The 23,659-nt window shown below is 40.9% G+C and carries 26 protein-coding genes; 13 read left to right on the top strand and 13 right to left on the bottom strand.

The features are described 5' to 3' along the window. Nucleotides 1-40: 40 nt before the first annotated feature. The 4 genes from ubiD (at nt 41) to AC6H44_RS15910 (ending at nt 3,415) form a co-directional block, all read left to right on the top strand. A complete protein-coding gene (gene ubiD, locus AC6H44_RS15925) occupies nt 41-1,507 on the top strand; it encodes a 4-hydroxy-3-polyprenylbenzoate decarboxylase (protein WP_500736697.1) in 1,467 nt (488 codons plus the stop codon). Between the two features lie 86 nt (nt 1,508-1,593). Then, nucleotides 1,594-2,307, top strand: coding sequence for an NAD(P)H-flavin reductase (gene fre / locus AC6H44_RS15920; RefSeq protein ID WP_500736695.1), 714 nt, complete (start codon nt 1,594-1,596; stop codon nt 2,305-2,307). A 130-nt stretch (nt 2,308-2,437) separates the two neighbouring features. Continuing rightward, a complete protein-coding gene (gene mntA / locus AC6H44_RS15915) occupies nt 2,438-2,830 on the top strand; it encodes a type VII toxin-antitoxin system MntA family adenylyltransferase antitoxin (protein ID WP_500736694.1) in 393 nt (130 codons plus the stop codon). Nucleotides 2,831-3,001: 171 nt separating this feature from the next. Next, the gene (locus AC6H44_RS15910; protein WP_500736693.1) at nt 3,002-3,415 is read left to right on the top strand and encodes a CBS domain-containing protein; all 414 of its coding nucleotides are present in this window, start codon (nt 3,002-3,004) and stop codon (nt 3,413-3,415) included. A gap of 47 nt (nt 3,416-3,462) precedes the next feature. Here AC6H44_RS15910 and add read toward each other — a convergent pair whose 3' ends face one another. The 8 genes from add to cyaY all read right to left on the bottom strand — a co-directional run bounded on the left by add (nt 3,463) and on the right by cyaY (nt 13,116). Then, complete coding sequence (add, locus tag AC6H44_RS15905) at nt 3,463-4,464, bottom strand: adenosine deaminase (protein ID WP_500736691.1); 1,002 nt, start codon at nt 4,462-4,464, stop codon at nt 3,463-3,465. Between the two features lie 121 nt (nt 4,465-4,585). After that, nucleotides 4,586-7,252, bottom strand: coding sequence for an ATP-binding protein (locus tag AC6H44_RS15900; RefSeq protein WP_500736690.1), 2,667 nt, complete (start codon nt 7,250-7,252; stop codon nt 4,586-4,588). Between the two features lie 52 nt (nt 7,253-7,304). Then, entirely contained in the window at nt 7,305-8,414 is a 1,110-nt protein-coding gene (locus tag AC6H44_RS15895) for a heme biosynthesis HemY N-terminal domain-containing protein (RefSeq protein WP_500736689.1), read from the bottom strand. Beyond that, the gene (locus AC6H44_RS15890; RefSeq protein ID WP_500736687.1) at nt 8,411-10,249 is read right to left on the bottom strand and encodes a uroporphyrinogen-III C-methyltransferase; all 1,839 of its coding nucleotides are present in this window, start codon (nt 10,247-10,249) and stop codon (nt 8,411-8,413) included. Before AC6H44_RS15890 ends, AC6H44_RS15895 begins: the two co-directional genes overlap by 4 nt. Beyond that, nucleotides 10,249-11,187 (bottom strand): hydroxymethylbilane synthase, encoded by a 939-nt coding sequence (gene hemC / locus AC6H44_RS15885; protein ID WP_500736686.1) that lies wholly within the window; start codon nt 11,185-11,187, stop codon nt 10,249-10,251. Before hemC ends, AC6H44_RS15890 begins: the two co-directional genes overlap by 1 nt. A gap of 26 nt (nt 11,188-11,213) precedes the next feature. Further along, nucleotides 11,214-12,116, bottom strand: coding sequence for a DUF2914 domain-containing protein (locus tag AC6H44_RS15880; protein WP_500736685.1), 903 nt, complete (start codon nt 12,114-12,116; stop codon nt 11,214-11,216). Between the two features lie 23 nt (nt 12,117-12,139). Then, nucleotides 12,140-12,796 (bottom strand): alpha/beta hydrolase, encoded by a 657-nt coding sequence (locus AC6H44_RS15875; RefSeq protein WP_500736684.1) that lies wholly within the window; start codon nt 12,794-12,796, stop codon nt 12,140-12,142. Then, entirely contained in the window at nt 12,793-13,116 is a 324-nt protein-coding gene (gene cyaY, locus AC6H44_RS15870) for an iron donor protein CyaY (RefSeq protein WP_500736683.1), read from the bottom strand. The genes AC6H44_RS15875 and cyaY overlap by 4 nt, the downstream gene beginning before the upstream one ends. A 146-nt stretch (nt 13,117-13,262) precedes the next feature. On the opposite strand from cyaY, the gene lptM reads away from it, so the two are divergent. The 7 genes from lptM to AC6H44_RS15835 all read left to right on the top strand — a co-directional run bounded on the left by lptM (nt 13,263) and on the right by AC6H44_RS15835 (nt 18,276). Beyond that, complete coding sequence (gene lptM / locus AC6H44_RS15865) at nt 13,263-13,442, top strand: LPS translocon maturation chaperone LptM (RefSeq protein WP_500736682.1); 180 nt, start codon at nt 13,263-13,265, stop codon at nt 13,440-13,442. Continuing rightward, a complete protein-coding gene (lysA, locus tag AC6H44_RS15860) occupies nt 13,443-14,696 on the top strand; it encodes a diaminopimelate decarboxylase (protein ID WP_500736680.1) in 1,254 nt (417 codons plus the stop codon). A gap of 64 nt (nt 14,697-14,760) precedes the next feature. Continuing rightward, nucleotides 14,761-15,591, top strand: coding sequence for a diaminopimelate epimerase (gene dapF, locus AC6H44_RS15855; RefSeq protein ID WP_500736678.1), 831 nt, complete (start codon nt 14,761-14,763; stop codon nt 15,589-15,591). Further along, entirely contained in the window at nt 15,588-16,199 is a 612-nt protein-coding gene (locus AC6H44_RS15850; RefSeq protein WP_500736677.1) for a DUF484 family protein, read from the top strand. Before dapF ends, AC6H44_RS15850 begins: the two co-directional genes overlap by 4 nt. Continuing rightward, entirely contained in the window at nt 16,196-17,140 is a 945-nt protein-coding gene (locus tag AC6H44_RS15845; protein WP_500736675.1) for a tyrosine recombinase XerC, read from the top strand. Before AC6H44_RS15850 ends, AC6H44_RS15845 begins: the two co-directional genes overlap by 4 nt. 10 nt (nt 17,141-17,150) lie before the next feature. Continuing rightward, nucleotides 17,151-17,864 (top strand): HAD-IA family hydrolase, encoded by a 714-nt coding sequence (locus AC6H44_RS15840; RefSeq protein WP_500736674.1) that lies wholly within the window; start codon nt 17,151-17,153, stop codon nt 17,862-17,864. A 55-nt stretch (nt 17,865-17,919) separates the two neighbouring features. After that, nucleotides 17,920-18,276, top strand: a complete 357-nt coding sequence (locus tag AC6H44_RS15835; protein ID WP_500736673.1) for a HopJ type III effector protein — start codon at nt 17,920-17,922, stop codon at nt 18,274-18,276. Between the two features lie 17 nt (nt 18,277-18,293). Here AC6H44_RS15835 and AC6H44_RS15830 read toward each other — a convergent pair whose 3' ends face one another. Next, a complete protein-coding gene (locus AC6H44_RS15830; protein ID WP_500736671.1) occupies nt 18,294-18,713 on the bottom strand; it encodes a GNAT family N-acetyltransferase in 420 nt (139 codons plus the stop codon). 41 nt (nt 18,714-18,754) lie between these two features. Further along, entirely contained in the window at nt 18,755-19,060 is a 306-nt protein-coding gene (locus tag AC6H44_RS15825; protein ID WP_500736669.1) for a DUF6482 family protein, read from the bottom strand. Between the two features lie 99 nt (nt 19,061-19,159). Between AC6H44_RS15825 and AC6H44_RS15820 the strand changes: the two genes are divergently transcribed. Further along, on the top strand, nt 19,160-19,849 hold the full coding sequence (locus tag AC6H44_RS15820; protein WP_500736668.1) for a pseudouridine synthase: 690 nt from the start codon (nt 19,160-19,162) through the stop codon (nt 19,847-19,849). Here the strand turns inward: AC6H44_RS15820 and AC6H44_RS15815 are convergent. Beyond that, nucleotides 19,839-20,222, bottom strand: coding sequence for an MAPEG family protein (locus tag AC6H44_RS15815; protein ID WP_500736666.1), 384 nt, complete (start codon nt 20,220-20,222; stop codon nt 19,839-19,841). The genes AC6H44_RS15820 and AC6H44_RS15815 overlap by 11 nt on opposite strands. A gap of 321 nt (nt 20,223-20,543) precedes the next feature. On the opposite strand from AC6H44_RS15815, the gene AC6H44_RS15810 reads away from it, so the two are divergent. After that, nucleotides 20,544-21,425: a DMT family transporter gene (locus AC6H44_RS15810; protein WP_500738449.1), complete on the top strand. Its 882-nt coding sequence runs from the start codon at nt 20,544-20,546 to the stop codon at nt 21,423-21,425. A gap of 39 nt (nt 21,426-21,464) precedes the next feature. On the opposite strand, the gene AC6H44_RS15805 is transcribed toward AC6H44_RS15810, so the two are convergent. Both AC6H44_RS15805 and AC6H44_RS15800 read right to left on the bottom strand, forming a co-directional pair. Next, complete coding sequence (locus tag AC6H44_RS15805) at nt 21,465-21,782, bottom strand: DMT family transporter (RefSeq protein WP_500736664.1); 318 nt, start codon at nt 21,780-21,782, stop codon at nt 21,465-21,467. Further along, nucleotides 21,782-23,314: a GNAT family N-acetyltransferase gene (locus AC6H44_RS15800; RefSeq protein ID WP_500736662.1), complete on the bottom strand. Its 1,533-nt coding sequence runs from the start codon at nt 23,312-23,314 to the stop codon at nt 21,782-21,784. Before AC6H44_RS15800 ends, AC6H44_RS15805 begins: the two co-directional genes overlap by 1 nt. Between the last annotated feature and the right edge of the window lie 345 nt (nt 23,315-23,659).

Genomic DNA, 23,659 nt, shown 5'->3' with positions numbered 1-23,659 from the left:
GGTATAATACTTTTAACTTTTTGCTAAGTAACGGCCCACAATGAAATACAAAGATCTACGCGATTTTATCGATTTACTTGAAAAACGAGGCGAATTAAAACGCATCAGCCAAGAAATCGACCCGTACCTTGAAATGACCGAAATTGCCGACCGTACACTGCGTGCTAAAGGCCCTGCCTTATTATTTGAAAACCCTAAAGGGTATAATATACCTGTTTTAGCAAACTTATTTGGTACACCTAAGCGTGTAGCAATGGGCATGGGCCAAGAAGATGTCAGTGAGTTGCGTGAAGTCGGTAAGTTACTGGCCTTTTTAAAGGAGCCTGAGCCACCTAAAGGCATTAAAGAGGCGCTAGGGCAAATTCCGGTATTTAAGCAAGTACTCAATATGCCTGCCAAAGAAGTTAAAAAAGCGCTATGCCAACAAGTGATTTTACAAGGTGACGAGGTTGATTTAACTAAACTCCCTATTCAACATTGTTGGCCTGGTGATGCGGCACCTTTAATTACTTGGGGCTTGACCGTTACCAAGGGGCCTTATAAAAAACGTCAAAACTTAGGGATTTATCGTCAGCAGTTACTTGGTAAAAACAAAATTATTATGCGTTGGCTATCGCATCGTGGTGGCGCGCTTGATTTTCAAGAGTGGTGTAAAGAACACCCTGGCGAACCCTACCCTGTTTCGGTAGCATTAGGAGCAGATCCGGCCACTATTTTAGGCGCTGTTACCCCTGTTCCTGATACATTAAGTGAATATGCATTTGCGGGATTACTACGCGGTAGCAGAACGGAAGTAGTAAAGTCGGTTTCTAACGATTTACAAGTGCCTGCAAACGCCGAAATTGTCCTTGAAGGTCATATTATGCCAGGAGAAGTGGCACCTGAAGGCCCGTATGGCGATCATACCGGTTACTACAATGAAGTAGATGACTTTCCAGTAATGACGGTCACCCACATGACCCATCGTAAAAACCCTATTTACCACAGCACATTTACAGGCCGCCCACCAGACGAGCCTGCTATTTTAGGTGTTGCATTAAACGAAGTATTCGTGCCAATTTTGCAAAAACAGTTCCCAGAAATCGTTGATTTTTATTTACCGCCAGAAGGCTGCTCGTACCGCATGGCCGTAGTGACAATGAAAAAACAATACCCGGGGCATGCTAAACGCGTAATGATGGGGGTATGGTCGTTCTTGCGCCAATTTATGTACACAAAATTTGTTATTGTTTGCGATGATGATATAAACGCACGAGACTGGAACGATGTAATATGGGCTATTACCACCCGAATGGATCCTGCGCGCGACACCACCTTAATTGAAAACACGCCAATAGATTATTTAGACTTTGCATCGCCTGTCTCTGGCCTTGGCTCAAAAATGGGCATGGATGCAACCAATAAATGGCCTGGCGAAACAACCCGTGAATGGGGCGAGCCGATTGTAATGAACCAAGCCACTAAAGATCGTGTTGATGAACTTTGGGATAGCTTAGATATTCTTTAACGGCGATGCTTTAGGCTATAAACTCACTCTGCGGATATGCTACTATTGCTCAAATAAAGTGCTTATCCGCTAATTTAAGGTAAAACATGCAAACATTACATGCTGAAGTTGTCTCTATTAACCCACTAACCGAATTTGTTCACAAAGTCATTTTAAAACCCGCACAAAGCGTTACTTTTGAAGCTGGTCAATATTTACAAGTTGTGCTAGGCGAGAAAGACAAGCGTGCTTTTTCAATTGCTAGCCGCCCTTCACAATGTGATGAGCTAGAACTCCATATTGGCGCATCTGCAGTTGATTCATATGCAATGCAAACTTTAGAGCATCTTCGCCAAGCCCATGCTGAGAAAACTCAGGTGTTGATTGAAGCCGGCTTAGGCATTTCACAGTTGCGCCTCCAATGCGAACGACCAATTATTTTACTCGCTGGCGGCACTGGGTTTTCATACGCAAAATCTATGGCTGATCATTTAAGTGAAATCGGTTGTGAGCGTCCGGTATTGTTCTATTGGGGTGTGCGTGAAGAGTCAGCCTTGTATGCCCATACTGAAATGCAAACATGGGCCGATAGCCGTGAAAACTTTACTTTTATACCAGTAGTGGAAAACCCAACAGCTAGCTGGACAGGCCACACAGGCTACGTACATAAAGCCGTCATGAGCGATATAGTGTCTCTTGCTCCATACGATATTTATATGGCAGGGCGTTTTGACATGATAGGTATTGTACGCGATGATTTCCTAGCACATGGTGCAATACGCGAAAACATGTATGCCGACGCCTTCGCGTTTATCAAGTAACTGAAAAAATATAGAGTATTTAAAGCGCTAAATAGCGCTTTTTTATATTGACTTACCCCGACTAAATATACAAATCCCATACATTAAAGTTATACTCAATTTACTTAATAAATATAATCAGTGCCATTTTATGACTTCAGCAATTGAGCAGCGTATCGTGACTTTTTTACTTAAACAGCTTGAAGGCATAAAGCTGATCTATTTATTTGGCTCGCACAGTAAAGGAACAGCCAACAAAAATAGTGATATTGATATCGCTATTATGTCACTACAACCTTTAGATAATGTCCTGCGTTTTAATATTGCTCAACAACTTGCAATAGAGCTAGATAGTGATATTGATCTCGTTGACTTAAATTCCGCGTCAACTGTATTGCAGATGCAAGTTATAACCTCTGGTAAAAAATTATTTGGTGAATCTGCATTTGATATTGCATACGCCGCGCAAATTTACAGTATGTATGGTCGCCTGCAAGAAGACAGACAAGCAATTGTTGATGATTTCATAAATGAGTATAACTAATATTAATAACCATCTCTCAGACTTTGAAATATATAGTAAAGAAGTTGCCCAGCAAACATTAATTTAAAGCTGCGATTGTTATTACCTATCAGCATAATCAGCATAAACAATTTCCTAAAATTCAATATATAAACCATACTTTGTATAGAACAACGAGCGGGAGAGACCCAGATGCTAAATACAAAAGTAAAAGATTTTATGCAACACAAGTTGCCTCATATCACCCCGAATACAGAAATGACCACTGCTATTGCAGAACTACAAAAATTTAAACTGCTTGGTGCACCGGTATTTGACGATAATAAGCTGCTAGTTGGCTTTATTTCTGAGCAAGAGCTGCTAAGACCCCTAATGCAAAGTAGTTATTTTTGTGACGGTATGGTTAAAGTATCGCAATTAATGCAAACCGAGGTTGTGACTGTGGGTGCGGATACGAATATTATGGAACTTGCAGAACAAATGAAGCCAGGTAAACCAAAAAATTACCCAGTGGTTGATGGTGCTGTGGTGGTTGGTATGATCAGCCGAGGCGATATATTAAAAGCACTTTATAACAATTATGTGAGCTGTAAAACGCACATATAAATAAAAAATGCCACTGTGGTAAGTGGCATTTTTAATAATTTAAACAATTAACGCAGTGCAACTTTGGCTTTAAGCGCTTGTTTATCTGCGTCAGTTAAATACGCAATTTCAAGTGCATTAGCTTGGGCTTTTTCCATATCGGCTTGTGATAAACCAGCTTTTGGCGCGGCAATTGTGTATTCGTACTCAATTTCAATCCCTTCAACGGCTGGGTCATCGGTATTAATGCTGGCTAAAATTCCATGGTCTAAAAACTGTTTAAGTGGGTGTTTAGTTAAATCGTTTACTGTACTGGTTTGAATGTTACTGGTTAAGCACGATTCAATACCAATGCGGTTATCGCGTAAATAATCCATTAGTTTTGGATCTTCAATCGCTTTAACGCCATGGCCTATTCTGCTTGCGCCCAGCTCGTTTAATGCTTGCCAAATACTTGATGCACCTAAGGCTTCGCCGGCATGTACAGTAACCGCTAAATAGGCATCACGTACTTGTTTAAAATGATCAACAAATAATTCACCAGGGAAACCAATTTCATCACCAGCTAAATCAACCGCCACTAAGTTATTTTTAAAGGCAAGCAATGCATCCAGCTCTTGCTGACACGTTTTAACCCCGTAAGTACGAGACAAAATACCAATTAGGTTGGCTTTAATATCAGTGTCCTTTGTTGCACTTTGAATACCATCCACCACGGCTTCAACTACGCCTTGCGGGTGTAACCCTTGGCTTTGAGCCATGTAATAAGGGCTAAAACGAAGTTCAACGTAATCAAGCCCTTGCGCTTGGGCATCTTCAATGTTTTCTATGGCAATTCGTTTACAGGCATCGTAGTCACCCAATACGTTGACCCCCCAATCAAGCTTTTGTAAAAATGCCATTAGGTTTGGCTCAGGATCAATAACTTGAACATGGGGAGTAAGTGCTTCAACATTGTTTGCTGGCAACCTAATATTAAATTGTCGACCAAGTTCTAGTATGGTTTGCGCACGTACATTCCCATCTAAATGACGGTGAATATCTAGCAAAGGTATTTTTCTATTGATCATAATAGCTACTCGGTTGAATTAAAATTGCGCGAATGATACGCAGGTATCGCCATATTTCAAGTGTAGAATAGTTAAATGAGCGCTTTAAGGTCTTATGTCTGCCTTTTATGGAAAAAATGACCTAATGTGGCAAATAAAACCACAGCATTTTGAATAACGTATCGGCATCAATAGGCTTTGTAAGGTAATTATCCATACCTGCATTAAGCGCTTTTTTAATATCTTCTTCATGTGCATTAGCTGATAGTGCGATAATGGGTAAATCTAAATACCCTAACTCACTACGAATTACTTGTGTCGCTTTTAAACCATCCATTTTAGGCATTTGTACATCCATTAATACGAGGTCGTACTTATGCTCACTTAACATTTTTAAAGCTTCAAGCCCATCATTGGCAATATCTACAACTCCTTGTTTTGTTTCTAAAATAGAATGAGCGACGTGTTGATTTAACGGGTTATCTTCAACGAGTAAAAGCCGGTAGTTTGTAAGTGAAATATTACTTATATCCACTTTATCGAACTGTTCTAGGTAGTGCTTTACTTTTGGTAGCGGTGAATGAAGCGGTAGACTAAAAGTAAATGTTGAACCATGCCCTTCACAACTTTTTAAATCGATTGACCCTCCCATAAGCTCAACTAATTTTTTACAAATACTCAAGCCCAAACCTGTGCCACCGTATTGGCGTGATGTTGAGTTATCTACTTGAGAAAATGGGTTAAATAACTGTTTTTGCGCTTTTTCACTAATTCCTATACCCGTATCATTAACGCTAAAATAGGTCATTTTAGATGATTGCCAAATTTTTAATCTTACAGAACCTTCAGGGGTAAATTTAACCGCATTGTTAAGTAAGTTAAGCAATACTTGTTTTAAACGGATTGGATCGGTGTTAATAACCAAAACAGTGTCATGCTCATAGTCTAACTGAAGCGATAAAGACTTACTGCTTGCTTCAAACTGCATTAAGCCTATTACCTCTTGCGCTAAAGACTTCAAATCAACAGACTCTTGTATTAATTCTAACTTGCCTGCTTCTATTTTCGAAAAGTCGAGTACATCATTAACCACTCTTAATAATACACTCACAGCGCTATCCGCTTGCTCAATATAGGTTCTTGCCTGCTGCCAATTGTTTTGCTGCAGCGCTAAATAGTGCATTCCTTTAATGCCATTTATCGGTGTTCGTATTTCATGGCTCATATTAGCTAAAAACTGGCTTTTAATTTCACTCGCTTCATCGGCTTTTTGCTTTTCTTTTCGTAGAATCAACGTTTGTTTCGCTACTTGTTCACGTATGCGAATATTCGTAGAGACCACTGAAATTAAAAACATAATGAGTAACCAAACAAATAGCATGCCTACAATCTGTGCCAACCAATAGATTAACCATGTTGATTCAGCCTTTGGCAGATATAAGTCGACTTGCCATAAACGATGACCAATTAAAAGTTGATATGTTTTTAATAACTTCATTGATTGATGTTCTGCAAAATAAAGTTCTTGCTGGCTTTTCTCTGCATTTATATCGGTAAAGCTAATAGCAACTTGCCCACTTGCATCAAATGATAATGACTTCGAAAGTTTATTTAAACTCACCAGTGCAATCACAAATCCCTTAAAATCGCCCTCAATAGCGGGCTCGGCAAATACTGGAAAAATAAATAACACATCAAATTCGTCATTTTCAGGTATCAGCTTTACGGGTTCACTTAACACTAGCTGATTTAGCACTCTAGCCTTATTGAGAGCATCATACATATGTGTATTTGAGCCAAGATCAAAGCCTATAATATGCTGCATATCTTTAAAGGAATAAATATACTTTATTGGGTAGTAAACATCCCTAGAGCGTGCTTTTTGCCATTGACCATTGGCCGATTTTTGTTTTATAGGTACGGACTCATCCCATTCAGAAAGCGTATTAATACCGCTTTTATTAATTTTAGGCGCCCATTTAAGTGCTAAAATTTCATCATTAAAGCTTAGCTGTTTAGAGGTAAATTGATTAAACTCATCAACACCAACATGCTCATTAGTTGCCATAAAGGCCGCGAGTAAAGACAAATGAGCAGCCACTTTATCTAACTTTTGATTAATTGCGTTTTGTGTCACGAGTAGTTTAGCTTCTTGTTTTTGAATGTCTTTTTGTTTTTTAACACTCGCCGCACCATAAAAACTAACACTAAGAATGGCGTAAATAAGCAATGCGGGCAAAATAACTTGCAGTCGATGACGCAGCAGAGAATAATTAAACGCAGCCAACACTAAAGGAGTAAAAACAAGTACACCAATACTATCGCCCACCCACCAAGTAATAAAAGTGCTGAGCACCTCAGATAGACTAATTAAATTATTAAAAACTAATAAACTTGTACCTGTAGCCGCTGCAATCACACAGCATAAAGGACCACCAACTATTAGGCTTTGTATACTTAGTTTAAGTGAAGATAAATTCGGAGGTGACTTTATGACTTTGGTAATAACAAATGCAGCCAGCCATGCCTGAAAAAAAGCAGCAATGCTAACCCCAAGAGCTTGAAGTAATACGGGCCAATTTAAAATATCAGCGGCGCTGTCTAAATGAATTAAATTAACACAAACAGCACCGACAAAAATCCCCACATATGCGCGTTGTTTCCACAATAGAAAGCTTGCTAGCGCAATACCTGCCGGAGGCCATGAGGCAACGGCATAACCATCAACGGCAAATAAAAGATTACTTAAATAACCGCTAAAAAAATAAGCGCACGCAAGGCTAAATGAGAGTGTAAATGCATTTTTCATAGCCTTCGCTCCTGCGCTTTTGCTTATTTATTGATTTATAAAATATAATCCATTATTGGGAGAGCACAAGTGCCTTGTCTAATTGTGCGCTGTGCTTATAGCTTAGTATAGCTTGTTGTCGATATTGTGACTTATTATCGCTATTGAGCGCTTTGTCAAACACACGGGCAGCTAAATCATAGTCACCTTGTGCATTAGCTAAACATGCCAACGCTAATAATAATGCGTTATTATGTTCATCTTTTTTAAGTCGTTCTTGAATGCTTGATTGTAGTTTATAAGCATTACCTGGCGCAGCTTCACTTAAAATGTTGGCCAGCTCATTGTAATGCTTAGTGTGCTTGAGTAATTTAATTAACTCACTTTCAATACTTGCCAACTGCCCTGTTTTGGCCATTTGAGTTAAATACGCAGAATGCGCGTGCACTTGTAATTTTTTACCCAATTGCTCGTATTTAACTGTTAACTCATCACTTGCCCAAGAGGCAAAGTAAGCTAAAAACACTTGCTGCCACTGCACATCACTCAAGGCATTTTTACGTAATAAGCGCGGTAAAAAATCTTCAAGTAGTGTAAAGTGTTGTTGTTGCACTAACACTTCGGTGTACAGTTTTAGATCAAGTACCGTGGCTTTTTTAGATTCAGCAGCAACGCGTATTTGCGGTTCAATAACACGACTATCGCCACTGGCTAACCATAACTTAGCCGCTTTGAGCTGTTGCTCAGGGCTTATTTCAAACAAATATTCAAGCGCTTTATTGGGTTGATTATTTGCCAGCGCCGCTTTTGCAAGTAACGCTAAACGTATATCGTCAAATTTATCTGGCACGCTATTGCTCGATAGCGCATTTTCTACTTGCTCAAAATCATCGTTGATAACACTCCACAATGCTTGCTCTATAGCGGCATGTTTGCGCTCTTGGCTACGTGCAAAAAAACTATGCTTGGTATTTCTATAAATAGATAAACAGTAACGCACTAACTTATACATTAAATACAAGGCTGCTGCGCTCAGTGCCGCCATAATACAAAACGAAACAATCGTGCCCTCTATAGTGGTGTTATTAAATGAAATAAGCACATACCCTTTTTCATCTAACACAAAGGGGGTGATCGCCAGCACCAATACAATAGCGACAATGAAAATAATCAGTCCTATCATTGTGCCCACTCCTTGACTTGCTCAGTACTTTGCAATGTCACTTCAGGGTTAAAGTTAAGTGGCTCTTTTTCAAGGTTTGCTAAGGTTTGTAATACCACTTTTGTCGTGGCATCATCTTGCTTAAAGTATTCATTAAGCAAACGTTTTATATCATTTAACGCGTTAAAATAAACACTTGCCTGCTTACTAAGTAGGGCGTCTTGCGCCTGAGTAATCGTAAGTTTTATGCGTTGGGTAATTAAATGGCGCTCTCTATCGGTCAATAGCGGCTCAATTAATATGCCATCGTGATGACGAATAGTGATAAAACTATCAACTATTTTATTCCAACTATTACGGATGTTTTGCTGCCAATCACTCATATCTTCAGATAGCGCATTTTCATCGCTTATAACCGCTTCCTCTGGCAAATTAACCGCATTAAATACCAAGTTATCAATATTATTTTTTACACTATTTAATTGTAAATAAATAGCTTCTACTGCAACGGGTTTAATGGCATCGAGCATTTGTATATCTTGAGTAATTGCTTGGCGCAACTCAAGCGTACCAGGATGATCGCTTAATAATGAATTTAAACGCTTAAGCACCGCACTCGTGCCCGCATAATCTTGCTCTGCCCACAGTTTAAACTCAGCCATACGTTGTAAGCTGGTTACTTCTTGTGGATTTAATATATTGCCACTTTGTTGTACTTTTTGCAGCGCGGCTTTTAATGCTTGTTGGTTTTTTACAGCGTTTTCATTGAGTGCCATAGCAATTTGATCTTCGCTATTAATTAACGCTTGTTGCAAATTCAGCTGCTCAGATTTTAGCGTTTGCAACTCTTGTTGGAGTACTTTATTTTGTTCAGTTAGTGTATTAACCGCTAGGCTCTGTACTTTACCGGCATTCAGTTTTTGATAAAATTCATAACCCACACCGCCGGCAACAAGCAACGAAATCACCAACGCAAGGCTGCCCACTTTACTCACTTTTTGAGGATTATTTTGCTTTTGATTATTCGCTTTTACGGGGTCACTCTTAGCGGTATTGGAGGTGTTATTTGCTGTTGGCTGTGGCGTTTTTTCTACTTTTGACGTTACTGACTGTTCGCTCATTTTGCTACCTTGCTGATTTATGCAGGTAAACATAGCGTGATCGCTCGCTCCTGCGGCAGTATGTATATGTGTCGAATTTATTTTTTGCTGTTGTAAATAAGCGCCAATGCGCTCACTTGCAACATAAAACTCGCACCGTTGTAACCATGTTAATTGTGCCGCCGTAGAGGTATTAAATATAGCATCAACTGCGGCATTACTTGTAATGACTATACCGTGTACATTTTGGCTTTGCCAGTGGTCTATCCAGTTAGCGGATTGTTGTTCAACTGGCTCGCGCTGATACACCACACAATTATTTAAAAAGGCACCGCGCTGTTTTAAGGTTTGTGCGATTTCAGGTCGCCCGCCAACCCCTTTAACTAACACAATATTAATGCCATCAACCTCAGCTAACGACTTAAGCGCCAGTAACCCATCAGAGTCATGTTGTTTTGGCAGTGCGGCACGTACCCCAAACACTTCGTAAATAGTATCGGCTGTTTGTTGACCCACCCCATAAAACTGCGCCTTGGTATTAATTGCCGGTTTAAGTGCGCTCAGTGCATGCACTGCATCTTGTGAAACAAAAATAATTTTGTCGGCATTAAGCAGTGGGGTTAGCTCAACGCTTGCTGGCGTTAAATACGTTATTTTTAAAACAGGAAATAAAGACGCTTGATAACCCGCCTGCTCAAGTTGCTGTGCAAGGGCTGCGCCTTTTCCTTCGGGCCGAGTTATCAAGATATGTTTCATTATGCGTCTCGATATACGTCGGCAAGGATTTTATCGGCACCTTGTGCTAAAAGTTTTTTAGCCAGCTCTATGCCTAATTTTTCCGCATCATCAACGTGCCCGCTAATTTCATCGCGTAAAATTTCGCTGCCATCAATCGCGCCCACTAAACCACGTAAATGCACTTGCTCACCATCAACCAATGCATAGGCACCAATAGGCACTTGGCAGCCCCCTTCTAAGTGGCGGTTCATTGCGCGCTCGGCATTAACACGAATACGTGTTTCACTGTGCTCCAGCGGTGCTAATAAGGCTTTAGTGACTTCATCATCTATACGGCATTCAATACCTACAGCACCTTGGCCATTAGCAGGTAGAGACACTTCGGGTTCAATAAAGTCACGAATACGTTCGCTCATTTCTAAACGAATTAGCCCAGCCGCTGCGAGTATAATGGCATCGTATTGGCCGCTGTCTAGCTTAGCTAAACGTGTGTTTACATTGCCTCGTAAGTCACGGATTTCTAAGTCAGGGCGCAACGCTCTAATTTGGCATTGGCGACGTAAGCTTGAGGTGCCAACAATCGCGCCTTGCGGTAACGCATCAATATTGGCAAAATTATTTGATACAAATGCATCACGTGGGTCTTCACGCTCACAAATAACGTGCAACTCTAAATCATCTGGAAATTCTACAGGAACATCTTTCATTGAATGCACTGCAATGTCTGCTCGCCCATCAAGCATGGCTTGCTCAAGCTCTTTTACAAACAAGCCTTTACCGCCAATTTTAGCCAGTGGCGTATCTAAAATAATGTCTCCTTGAGTCGACATTGGCACCAGCTCTACACGTACGTCATTATGAAAATGCTCTAGCTGTGCTTTTACAAATCCAGCTTGCCACAGTGCCAATGCACTTTTACGAGTGGCAATGCGAACTAACTTTGTTTTTTCAGTCATAAAATATCCATTAATAATTATTAGATTTAATCAGCTAAAACTCTAAATTCTTTTTGCGCAATCAGTAGTCCGTGTTCATCAACCACATCAACGCGCCATTGCCCCACTTGGGAGTCCATAATATTTTTAGTTGAGTACGTTCTATAGCGCACAGATGTGATTTCAAGCGCAACCTCCGCCATGACCTCACCTTCAAATAACCACACATGTTTAACTTGCTGACCTTGTAAATTTTTAAGCTCACTAAAAAATGACAGCGACCCTTCAAACTGATTTAAACGGACATCGGCAGCAAATACATTGGTTGGTTCACGATCATTGACACTGCGCGTCAGTACCGCACGACTGATAGTGGCTGTATCTATTTTTGCTCCAATGGCGACACTCGCAACCTGTGCTGAAGCAGCAAATTGTTTTTGCTCAGCCGGTTTTATACTGGCAGTTTTGGTTTCAGGCACTTGAGTATGCATTGCCGCAATAGCTACTTTTTCAGGTGCAGCAGTGATTGTTGGCTCTACTTCTTGCTCAATAATACTTTGTTGAACTTCAAGCTCTGGTAATACTTGTTCAGTAATCGGAGCTAATTTTTGCTCACCTGAGGAAAGGGTTTCAAAATCGGCAATTGTGGCTGTATTTACCGGTTTTTCATCAGCATCCGTTGCTTTTTCACTCTCTGCTGATGCTACATCATCGCTTAGCGATATCATTGCCGTTGGTTGCACAGTTAAATCGAGCTGCTCATTAAGATGCGGCGCTCCTTGTTCAGCATTCACAGCGCTAGACAGGCCGTAAATAATCGCTGCAGAGATCATAATCACCAACATAGAAATACTCACAATCCGACGCCAATGCCAATCATAGCTCACGCTGGGTTCGCTAACTTGTGGTTCACGTTTTACATTTGCTGTTATTACTATTTTTTGACTCATTTTGACCCTCAGCGGCTGCTAAACTAACTTAGGCGAGACATTAACCATTGGCGCACAGCGTGTAACTCTTGAGTACAAACCTCGTGCCCCATTGGGTATTCTTGCCAGCTTACATCCATGTTATGCGATGATAATACGTCAAACGCACTTCTACCCGCGCTATGCGGCACAACGCCATCTTGGCTACCATGAGCCATAAATATATTTAACTGTGTTTGCTTTGCTTCCTCTGCCAATTTATGCGGCACACACATATAGGTTGATAGCGCCATCACACCCGCAAGCTTGTACGCTAAACGCGGGGCTAAATGAAGCGATATCACCCCACCTTGTGAAAACCCCGCTAAAATGATTTTGTTAGCCGGTATGCCGCCCGCAATTTCTTGGGTTATTAGTTGCTCAACTTTTGCTGCAGACTCCCTAACCCCTTGTTCATCTGCACGTTTGTCTAAATCCATCGATTTAATGTCATACCATGAGCGCATTTGCATACCGCCGTTAATTGTAACGGCCTGCATAGGCGCATGCGGAAATACAAAGCGCACCCCTAATTCACTGGGCAAGTCAAGTTGCGGGGCAACCGGTGCAAAGCCATCACCTGAGTCACCCAAGCCATGTAACCAAATAACCGTGGCTTTATGTAAACCTTGCGCTGGATACTCTACAAACTCTAAACTCATAGCGATGATTGCCACTTAATTTCTTGACCCGCTTGACGTGTTGACGCTTCATTAATGAAGCGCCAAAACTCGGCGCCAGAGCGATTATCAATCCATTGACCATCACGCATTTCAAAATGATGGCCATTAAATTTTGTTGCCACCCACACTTGGTGCAAAGGTGCTTGCTTATTAATCACAATTTTACTGCGATCTAGAAAAATAATTTCTAAAATACCTTGAGCCGATTCATAATCTAAATCGGCTTCACAATCATCAATTTGTTCTTCAATAGTGAACATAAGCGCTTCTGCTAATTGGTGATATTCGTGATCAGTCATGGTTATTTCCTTTACAGGCGAGGTGCCTAAATAATGGTGCATGTTTGTACAGCTAGTGTAACAGGAATAAAATCATCCGCGAATAGCTGCATTTTTTAGATATTCTGTTACTCTGCGATTATAAAGCCAGCAACCGTATTAATCTAATGAAAGCGACATATACCTTACAATTAAAACAACTATTAATCGGCACTATTTTGTTGTGTGCGTTAGCTGGCTGTGGCCAAAGCGGCGCGCTGTACTTACCAGAGCAGCCTGCTGAACAAACTCAGCCAACAAACACCCCTAATAAGCAAACACCCGTCGAGCAACAACAGGAGCAGTAAATGGATTTTTTTAATTATAAAAACAATCAACTATTTGCTGAAGATGTCAGCGTAGCAACCATAGCCCAACATTATGGTACACCGTGTTATGTGTATTCAAGAGCCACCCTTGAACGCCATTACTTAGCGTTTGCTAATGCAGCTAAAGATCATAAAAGCCTAGTTTGCTACGCCGTTAAAGCAAATTCAAATATTGCAGTATTAAACATACTGGCAAGACTCGGCGCGGGTTTTGATATTGTTTCTAAAGGAGAGCTCGCACGTGTTATTAAAGCCGGAGGGGCTGCCAATAAAGTGGTGTTTTCTGGGGTTGCCAAAACCGCTGACGAAATTGCTTATGCGTTAGAGCTAGGTATTAAGTGTTTTAATGTTGAGTCAATCTCAGAACTGGAACGCATTTCAGAAGTGGCTTGCGAGCTTAATTTAAACGCACCAATCTCTATTCGCGTTAACCCTGATATTGATGCTAAAACACACCCGTATATTTCCACTGGGCTTAAAGAAAATAAATTTGGTATTAGTATTGAAACTGCGTTGAGTGTTTATCAACATGCGGCAGCATTACCAAACTTAGATATTGTGGGTGTTGATTGCCATATTGGCTCACAGCTTACCCAAACCAAACCGTTTTTAGAGGCGCTAGATAAACTACTGGTATTAATTGATGAGTTAAAAAATACAGGCATTGAACTGAGCCATTTAGATATTGGCGGAGGGCTTGGGGTAACTTACGATAATGAGCAACCACCACACCCAAGTGAATATGCAGCCCAAGTAACGGCTCGGCTTGTCAATTACCGCCATCTCGAACTAATTTTTGAACCTGGCCGTGCCATTGCTGCTAATGCCGGTATTTTAGTGACTCAAGTTGAGTTTATTAAGCAAAATCAAGACAAGTATTTTGCGATTGTTGATGCGGGTATGAACGACATGTTAAGGCCGTCACTGTATCAAGCATGGCAAAAAATCATTCCGGTCTCTGTGCGTGATGATGAAACCCCGACCCATAATTATGATGTGGTTGGGCCGGTGTGTGAAACAGGTGACTTTTTAGGTAAAGATCGCCCTTTAGCACTAAAACAAGGGGATTTATTAGTACAACGTAGCGCAGGAGCCTATGGTTTTACTATGAGTTCAAATTATAACTCACGTCCACGAGTTGCCGAAATAATGGTCGATGGTGAACAACATCATCTTATTCGCCAGCGCGAAACCATCGAAAGCCTATACCAAGGTGAGAAAATTTTACCATAAACGTTTTTGTTACCTAGCTGCTCTGTGGCATGATTGGCACAGAGCAAAACCGAATTAGAGCGCTATGTTAGTTAATTTTTCCAAAATGCACGGCTTAGGTAACGACTTTGTGGTGATTGATAATATTACACAAAACGTTTTCTTATCTCGTGATCAAATCAAAAAGCTGGCCGATCGCCATTTCGGCATTGGGTTTGACCAATTACTCATGGTTGAAGCCCCTTACTCACCCGAACTCGATTTTCATTATCGTATTTTTAACGCTGACGGCCACGAAGTTGAACAATGTGGTAATGGTGCCCGTTGCTTTGCCCGCTTTGTGCGCATGAAAGGCTTAACCAATAAACATAAGATTAGCGTTTCAACCAAATCTGGTAACCTCACCCTGTATATTGAAAAAGATGGCCAAGTGACCGTTAATATGGGGCACCCTAATTTTGAGCCGAGTAAAATCCCGCTCAAAGCAACCAAGCGTGAGCTTACCTATATTATTCGCGCACACGAACACACTGTATTTAGTGGCGCCGTATCTATGGGCAACCCTCACTGCGTAATGGAAGTAGACGACATTGAAACTGCGCAGGTTGATATACTTGGTCCATTACTTGAAAACCATGAACGTTTTCCACAGCGCGCCAATATTGGCTTTATGCAGGTTATTTCTCAAGAACATATAAAACTCAGAGTGTGGGAGCGTGGCGTAAACGAAACGCTGGCCTGCGGTACGGGCGCGTGTGCCGCTATGGTGGTTGGCTTCATCCAAAACAAACTCACCAGCACAGTGCAGGTTGATTTACCTGGTGGTAGCTTACAAGTTCGCTGGAGTGGCGAAGGCCATCCTGTGCGTATGACCGGCCCTGCCGAACATGTATTTGATGGACAAGTTGCTCTATGAGTGAATTAACTAAACAGCAAGTAATAGATTACTTACAGCAATACCCCGATTTTTTAGTGCAGCATCCAACGCTATTAGGACAACTTGAGTTAAAACAGCAAGTTCAAGGTGCGACTTCGTTAGTACATATTCAGCAGCGCCAACTACGTGAACATAATACTCAGTTAAAAAATCAAATCGAGACAATGACTAAACATGCGATTCAAAATGAGCTTGTGTATCGTTTGTTCAGCCAATGCCATCGCCAGCTGTGGAGCAATTACGATTTTAATACTCTGGCGAGTAACTTACGCAATATCATTTGCATGAGCCCAACGATTAATGAGTGTAGGTTAGTTCGTTACAATAGTGTTTATGAAGAACTCGTGCAACATCGTCTCTCAGATAGTAATCATTATTTAGGCCGCGTAAATCAGCAAGAAAGCGATTTACTCTTTAACAATGAGACCCAATCAAGTGCACTTTATTTAATTGGTGAACCCAGTAATCCTTATGCCATTTTGGCGTTTGGTAGCCATGATGAAAACCACTTTGAGCCCTCACAAGATAACTTATTTGTATTAGATTTTGTACGCTCATTACAAATACGGTTACTGGAACTAGCATGAGCGACAACGCGCCAAATATAAGCGACTTAAGCGATAGCTGGCGTACACCCATCATGTTGTTTAGTGATTACCTAAAATTTGAGCGCCAGTACTCGGCGCACACAGTTAATCAATATGTTAGCCAATTAGGCTTTGCCGCCTTGTATTTTAATAAGCTATGCGACACTTGGTTTGCGGTACAAAGTGAGCATATTCGCCGCTACAGTATGGCACTGCGCGCAAAACAATTAAGTGGCAGAACAATCAGCTTAAAGCTAAGCTGCATTCGCAGTTTATATAAATTTTTAAAAGCAAAAAATATTGCTGAGCAAGCGCATTACCACAATCCTGCACAAGGAATAAAAGGCCCTAAATTTGCCAAGCCTTTACCTAAAAATCTTGATGTTGACCAAATGGCCCGCTTACTCGAAATACCCGATGACGATCCACTTGCCATCCGTGATAAAGCCATGATGGAACTGATGTATTCATCAGGATTGCGCATTAGTGAGTTAGTGGGTGCCAACATACAAGATATAAGCCCCAGCAATGGGGAAATACTAGTACGCGGTAAAGGCGCAAAAGAGCGCCTAATACCGGTAGGCTCAAAGGCGCTTGCGGCATTAAAAAATTGGTTAGCAATTCGCCCACTATTTGTTGGTTTAGATGAACACGCGGTATTTTTAAGTAGTAAAAAAAACCGTATTTCTGTGCGTCAAGTGCGTTTACGTATGCAGCAATGGGGCATTAAGCAAGGTATAAGTTCACAGGTGCACCCGCATAAGTTACGCCACTCATTTGCATCGCATATTTTGGAATCGTCTGGCGATTTACGCGCAGTACAAGAGCTACTTGGCCACAGCAGCTTATCAGCTACCCAAGTTTATACACATTTAGATTTTCAGCACTTGGCTAAGGTGTACGACAACACCCATCCACGAGCTAAAAAACGAACCGATTAGGATAGTAATCATGATCCGATTTAATCGCGCAATTTCTCCTTTTTCTGTACTAAGTTTTGACCTAGACGACACCTTGTACGACAACCGCCCTATAATAACAGCGGCGGTCAACGCGCAAAATGATTACTTAAATACCTTGCCTGGCTATAAAAAACAGGGGCCGCAGTTTTGGCAGCAATACCGTGAAATAGCAGCTTTGCAGCAACCAGCGCTCATTGATGATGTAACCCAATGGCGTAAACATACTTTGTGTTTAGTTTTGTCTGAGCTTGGTTATAATGACGATGAAATTGAGCACCATGCAAACTGTGCCTATCAGGCATTTGCTGATGCGCGAAGTAATATTAAGGTCGACAAAGACGTGCTGAGTCTGCTCGATAAATTAAATAAACATTACAGGTTAATCGCCATTACTAACGGCAATGTTGATATTGAACGATTTAACTTAAAAGGTAAGTTTGAGTTAGTACTGCAAGCAGGCTTACACGGTAAAGCAAAACCCCACCCGACCATGTTTGATCAAGCGGCAATACAATTAGGCATTAAAAACAGCGATATTTTACACATTGGCGATAGCCTAGATAGTGATGTGCAAGGCGCTAATAACGCCGGCTGCCAGTCTGTATGGTTAAATAATCAAGCACAGGCTTGTGCCTACAAAGGGCTGGCTGACATTGAAATAACCAACATCCATGCATTAACTCATTTAATTGGCAAATTGTAATCTATACTTGGTTAGTTATTAACTTAACGACATACCACAACAACAAGGATAACGCATGACACTTACCGACTATTTAACCACGCTCGCGAATGAACCTAAAAGCATCAGTTTTGCTGATACCATGGCCGTCATTGATGCGCATTATGCTTTTAGTGCCTGTAATTTTAGTAACCATGGACTATTAAGCTCTGCGAGTGAAAATAATGGTTCATGTAAAATTTTTGCGTTTGCCAAGCTAAACGGTCTTAGCAAACAAAATACCTTGGATTGCTTTGGTCAGTTTTATCGTGAGGACGTATTAAACCACCCAGATGCGCACGATCATATGAATATTCGCACCTTCATGTTGGCTCCCGAAACAACCCCATTTTTAGGTATTAGTTTTGACGGCACGCCGTTAATGGCAAAGTAATAAAACTCAGAGTTGCGTTATTGAGCCGCTACTAGCGGTTTTTCCATAAAGTAGCGAGTGCCATGGAGTGGGTAATTATTAAGTTGGTATTTAACTTGATAACCGCGCTTTTCGTAGAAAGGTTTTGCTTGAAAATCTAAGGTGTCGAGCTGGGCTTGAACGGCCCCAAGTTCAATTGCCGCCTTTTCAAGTGACGTTAATAACGAATTAGCTAAGCCATTTCCACGTACAGATTCATCACACCATAACCAGCTTATTAGCAGCCAGTTACCAAAAACATGACCACTTATACCGGCAATTAATTGACCTTGTTTATCGAGGTATTTAAATCCAAGCGCTTGACGTTCTGCGTCAAAGTGAAGAGCATTAAATTCAAGCATGCTAGAACGCAGTGCTTGGTTTAAATGCTCAGAATTATCAGAGTGTAATAGGTGCATTGGGCTATCCCAAATAGACCTATGTTAGCAAAGTATAGATGTTAATACAGGTTGTTTTGCCCAAAAGGAACTTCCAACATATTACTGGAAATTTTTTCGGGTTGCCCACACATCTCATCATAAGCGCTAGTATGCCTGAGCATCATTTGTACGTAGGCGATGTCTTCAAATCGCTTTTGAATATGCAGTGGGCTGCGCGCCTTAACAAATTCGCCATCACTTTCTTGTACGTAATATTCAACGTTATTGATAACCACAGACACTTGGTACAAGGCCATTTCCAGTGAATGAACCACCACTTTTTGTAATGGTTGATGTTTTTTTAATTCTGAAAACTGAATACCCATATTAACCTGCCCAATGTTAAATTAACTGTCCAAGTAATCAATACGCAGCTTTGCTATAATCGCGATCAATATTTTTTTGTTTGTTAATTACACGGCATTATGAATACAAAAATTCGACTCGCTAAATATATTGCTCATGCCGGTATTTGCTCACGTAAGCAGGCCTCGCGTTTAATTGATGAAGGTGTGGTAACTGTAAACAATCGCCCAGCGAATCATATAGATCACGTTGATGACCAAGACACAATAATAGTGAACGAAAAAGAAATTAAAGGCCCAGCCGATTTAGTCTACTTTGCCTACCACAAACCAGTCGGGATTGACTGCAAACTCAATCAACATGACTCAAGCAGCCTTATTCATCATCTACCACAATTAACACGGGTATATCCTATTGGTCGCCTTGATAAAGACTCCCGTGGTTTACTTATTTTGACCAACGATGGGGATTTTTGTAATCAGCTGATCCATCCTCACTTCCACCAGCCTAAACATTATTTAGTCACCGTAGATAAACCTTTAAATAAGACCTTTTGTGCAGAAATGGCAGCAGGCGTTCCAGTCGACAAGCAAATGACCTTACCGTGTGAAGTAACTAAAATAACCGATAATCAGTTTAGTATTATTTTAAAACAAGGACTCAACAGGCAAATTCGTAAAATGGCGCATTACTGTGGCTATACAGTCATTGACTTACACCGCGTACAAATAGGTGAATTGGCATTAAATAACTTAAACTTACCAGAAAACCACTTTATAAAAATCAATAAAACCGACGTTATAAACTGACGGCGATCATGCCAATAGCAGTTCCCATTCCCACCAGCCAAGTTATCGAGCGAATAATATCGAGATTTAAGTAATAAAAAACACAAAATAAAATACGCGCAACAATGTGCGTCATCGCTAATGTCTCGGTTACTGCATTTACATTATTTGTGCCCAACACTGCCGCAAGCGCGACTGCAAACACCGCTAACGATTCAAAACAATTTTGATGCGCAGCCAATGCCCGCGCACCTAGCCCTGTAAGTTGGGTTTGTTGTTGGCGCGGGTGTTTATTATCGTATCCACCAAGCTTATTCATTGCCATCATCGCGGGAATTCTTGCAACATAAGGCATGATCACTGCTATTAAGGCGCAAACCAATAAAGTTGTCATTATGTTTCTCTCATTGATATTGATGATTTAAAATAGCATAGTGAGTACGAAAAAGCCGCCGAATATAAGTAACATACATTTGACGACCAACAGTATACTCATACTACCTCACGATACAGAACTCAGCGTTTCACAAAGGCATAATATCAAGGCGTTACTTTGTAACAATGGCAGCGCCTTTTAAAAAATAGCAGCAATGAAAGCGAGTGCGTCTGGGTGGCAAATTATCGCCGATGATGAATATTCATTATACCCTCTTACTATTCGCTTTAGCGTCATAGTATTGCTAAATTAACACTTTTTTCTTTTGAGTGATTTATGATGATTTGGATTTTGCTCACTATTTTTGCCGCATTTATGCAGTCATGGCGTAATGCGCTACAAAGCAAATTAAGCACTCATGTAAGCATTGCTGGCGTTACACTCGCCCGCTTTATTGTCGCAAGCCCTATTGCTGCACTCTATTTATATACGCTTTATTATTACCACGATGCACCTCTCCCTTCATTTAACTCTTTATTTATTAGCTATATTATTGGCGCCAGCGTGGTGCAAATTATTGCTACAGGGCTCATGGTAAAGTTGTTTAAAATGAATAATTTTGCTGTAGGTGCTGGCCTTGCTAAAAGCGAAGCACTTATGGCGGCTATATTAGGGTTACTATTTTTTGGTTCGGCGCTTTCATTTTTAGGTTGGATTGGTGTATTTATTGGCGCACTCGCTGTATTGCTATTAAGCGGCATTGCTAATGTAAAACATTTTAACCTAAAAACAGCATTAACTGGACTTGCCTGTGGCACCTCGTTTGCGTTGTCATCGTCATGGATCCGCGAAGCGAGCTTAAGCTCGGGTATCGACTTTCCTTATGCGCCAGCTTGGGTGCTATTACTCATTATTAGCTTACAAACACTGATGTTATGTATATATATTGCTTTGAAAGAACGCCATACCTTTAAGGTTATGTACCAGTATAAAAGAATGACCAGTGCAGTGAGTGTATTTAGCTGCTTGGGGTCGATTGGTTGGTTTAGCGCCATGAGCGTAGAGCATGTCGCCTATGTAAAAACGCTCGGTCAAGTAGAAGTATTTTTTACCATGTTAATCTCGATTTTATGGCTAAAACAGCCGTTAAAACGCCAAGACAGCGCAGGGCTATTATTGATTGCAGTGGCTGCTATATTGGTTATGCTGCCGAGCAGCTAAAAAAACGCAGGTATAAAACCTGCGCTTTTTTTATAACAATTAATGACTAATTTTTAAGGTGATCACACCACATATAATCATTAATACGCCGGCAATACGGCCAAACGTAGCGGCATCGCTATAAAATAATATGCCGACTAAAAACGTCCCCGCAGCGCCAATGCCTGTCCATACTGCATAAGACGTTCCCATGGATATTTGCTTTTGCGCCAACCACAACATAAAGCCACTGGCCACCATAAACATAATTGCAATTGCAATCCCCTGCCATCGAGTATCTGGGTTTTGTGATATTTTTAAGCCTATTGGCCAACCAATTTCAAGCAACCCAGCGATAATTAAGTACATCCACGCCATTAAACATCTCTCTTTTTCAAGATCACTTCGTATAAATCACTGCGGCGATCTTTTAAATTACGCACAGTACCTTCACTGTGAAGTATTTTTAATTTATCCATATCCAAGTCGCTAAATAATAACATTTCGGTATTAGTGGTTGCCTCATTTAGTGTGGCATCGTGTGGAAATGAAAAATCCGATGGTGTAAGTACAGCCGATTGTGAGTACTGTACGTCTAGGCTTTCTACCTCAGGTAAATTACCTACAGAGCCGGCAATAACCACATAACATTCGTTTTCAATAGCGCGCGCTTGAGCACAGTGCCTTACCCGTAAATAACTATTTTTAGTATCAGTCCAAAATGGTACAAATAAAATATCGAGGCCTTGCGTTGCCAAAATGCGCGATAACTCGGGAAATTCAACATCGTAACAAATTTGAATACCCACGCGCCCCGCATCGGTTTCGAATACCGCTATTTTATCACCCCCTTGAATCACCCAGTCATTTTGCTCATGGGGTGTGATGTGAATTTTACGTTGTTCGTCTATTTTGCCACTGCGATGACATAAGTAACTGACGTTATAAATTTTGTCGTCTTCAGCAAGTGGCATTGAACCGGTAATAATATTTGCGTTGTACTCTATTGCCATTCGTGACATTGCATTTTTAAATGTTTCCGTGTGCTCGGCTAAATAACGAATAGCTTCGGTTTGATTGTTTTGCTCGATTAGCCCCATCAATGGTGCATTAAAAAACTCGGGAAACAATATAAAGTCGCTTTTATAATCAGACACGGTATCAACAAAGTATTCAACTTGCTTTAGCATTTCTTCAACCGATTCAACACAGCGCATTTGCCATTGCACCGCCCCAACCCGCACAATAGATTTAGTTGATTCAATAACAGTATCTGTTGGTTCAAACATAATGTTATTCCACTCAAGCAGCGTGGCATAACCTACCGACTCCTGATCTTCAGGTAAGTATTTTTTCAATAATCGCTTAACCTGAAAACCGTTAGCTAGTTGAAAGCTTAGTATGGGATCGTACAGCTCTTTTTGATTCACCTTAGCAATGTATTCCATCGGGGTCATTTCACTGCTGTGATTATAATAACGTGGAATACGTCCACCGGCTAAAATGGCACGTAAGTTATACTGACGACACAACTCTTTACGTGCATCATAAAGACGACGCCCTAAACGCATACCTCGGTACTTTTCGCTTATGGCTACATCTAAACCGTACAGTGCATCCCCTGCTGTATCGCTAAATACACGGTCGTGGCCGTCGGCAATATCTTCATAAGTATGAGGGTTTGAAAAACGCGCATAATCAACTTGTACACTCAAAGCTAAGCCCACCAGCAAACCGTCATCCACAATCCCTATTTGCCCTTCAGGAAACTGATCGATGAGTCTAAAAATAGTGTGGCTTGGCCATGCGCCGCCTAAGTCGGGATATGCTTCATCCATCAAGGTTTTAATTTGTGGGTATTGTTCTCGAGTTAAATTACAAATTTCAAGATGGGTTTTTTCTGCCGTCATACACAACTCCTGGGGCATGTAAAAATCAAAAAAGCTGAACACATGCTCAGCTTTATTATTGGTTTATGTTTTTCGTTCGCATTGTACGCTATTTTAAGTTGCGATAAAAAAGCGCGGTTACGCACTCTTTAGGTAACCAGTTAGCATATTCAAGGCCAAGTTCTAACAATGGGTCTGCTTTAAGCATAACATCTTTGCTTATTTAGCTCACGCTGTGTTCAACGTTAGTCGCTCGAGACGATTTCAATAAACTATTATTAGCATATATTCATAATCGTTCTATTAAAAACATGCTCAATAGCGGGTAAAGGGTGAAATAAACATCAAAATCCACGATAATGCTCA

The sequence above is a fragment of the Pseudoalteromonas sp. TAP-3C genome (assembly GCF_059888565.1).
The sequence above is the reverse complement of the archived record's forward strand: the minus strand, read 5'-3'. Positions and strand labels throughout refer to the sequence as shown.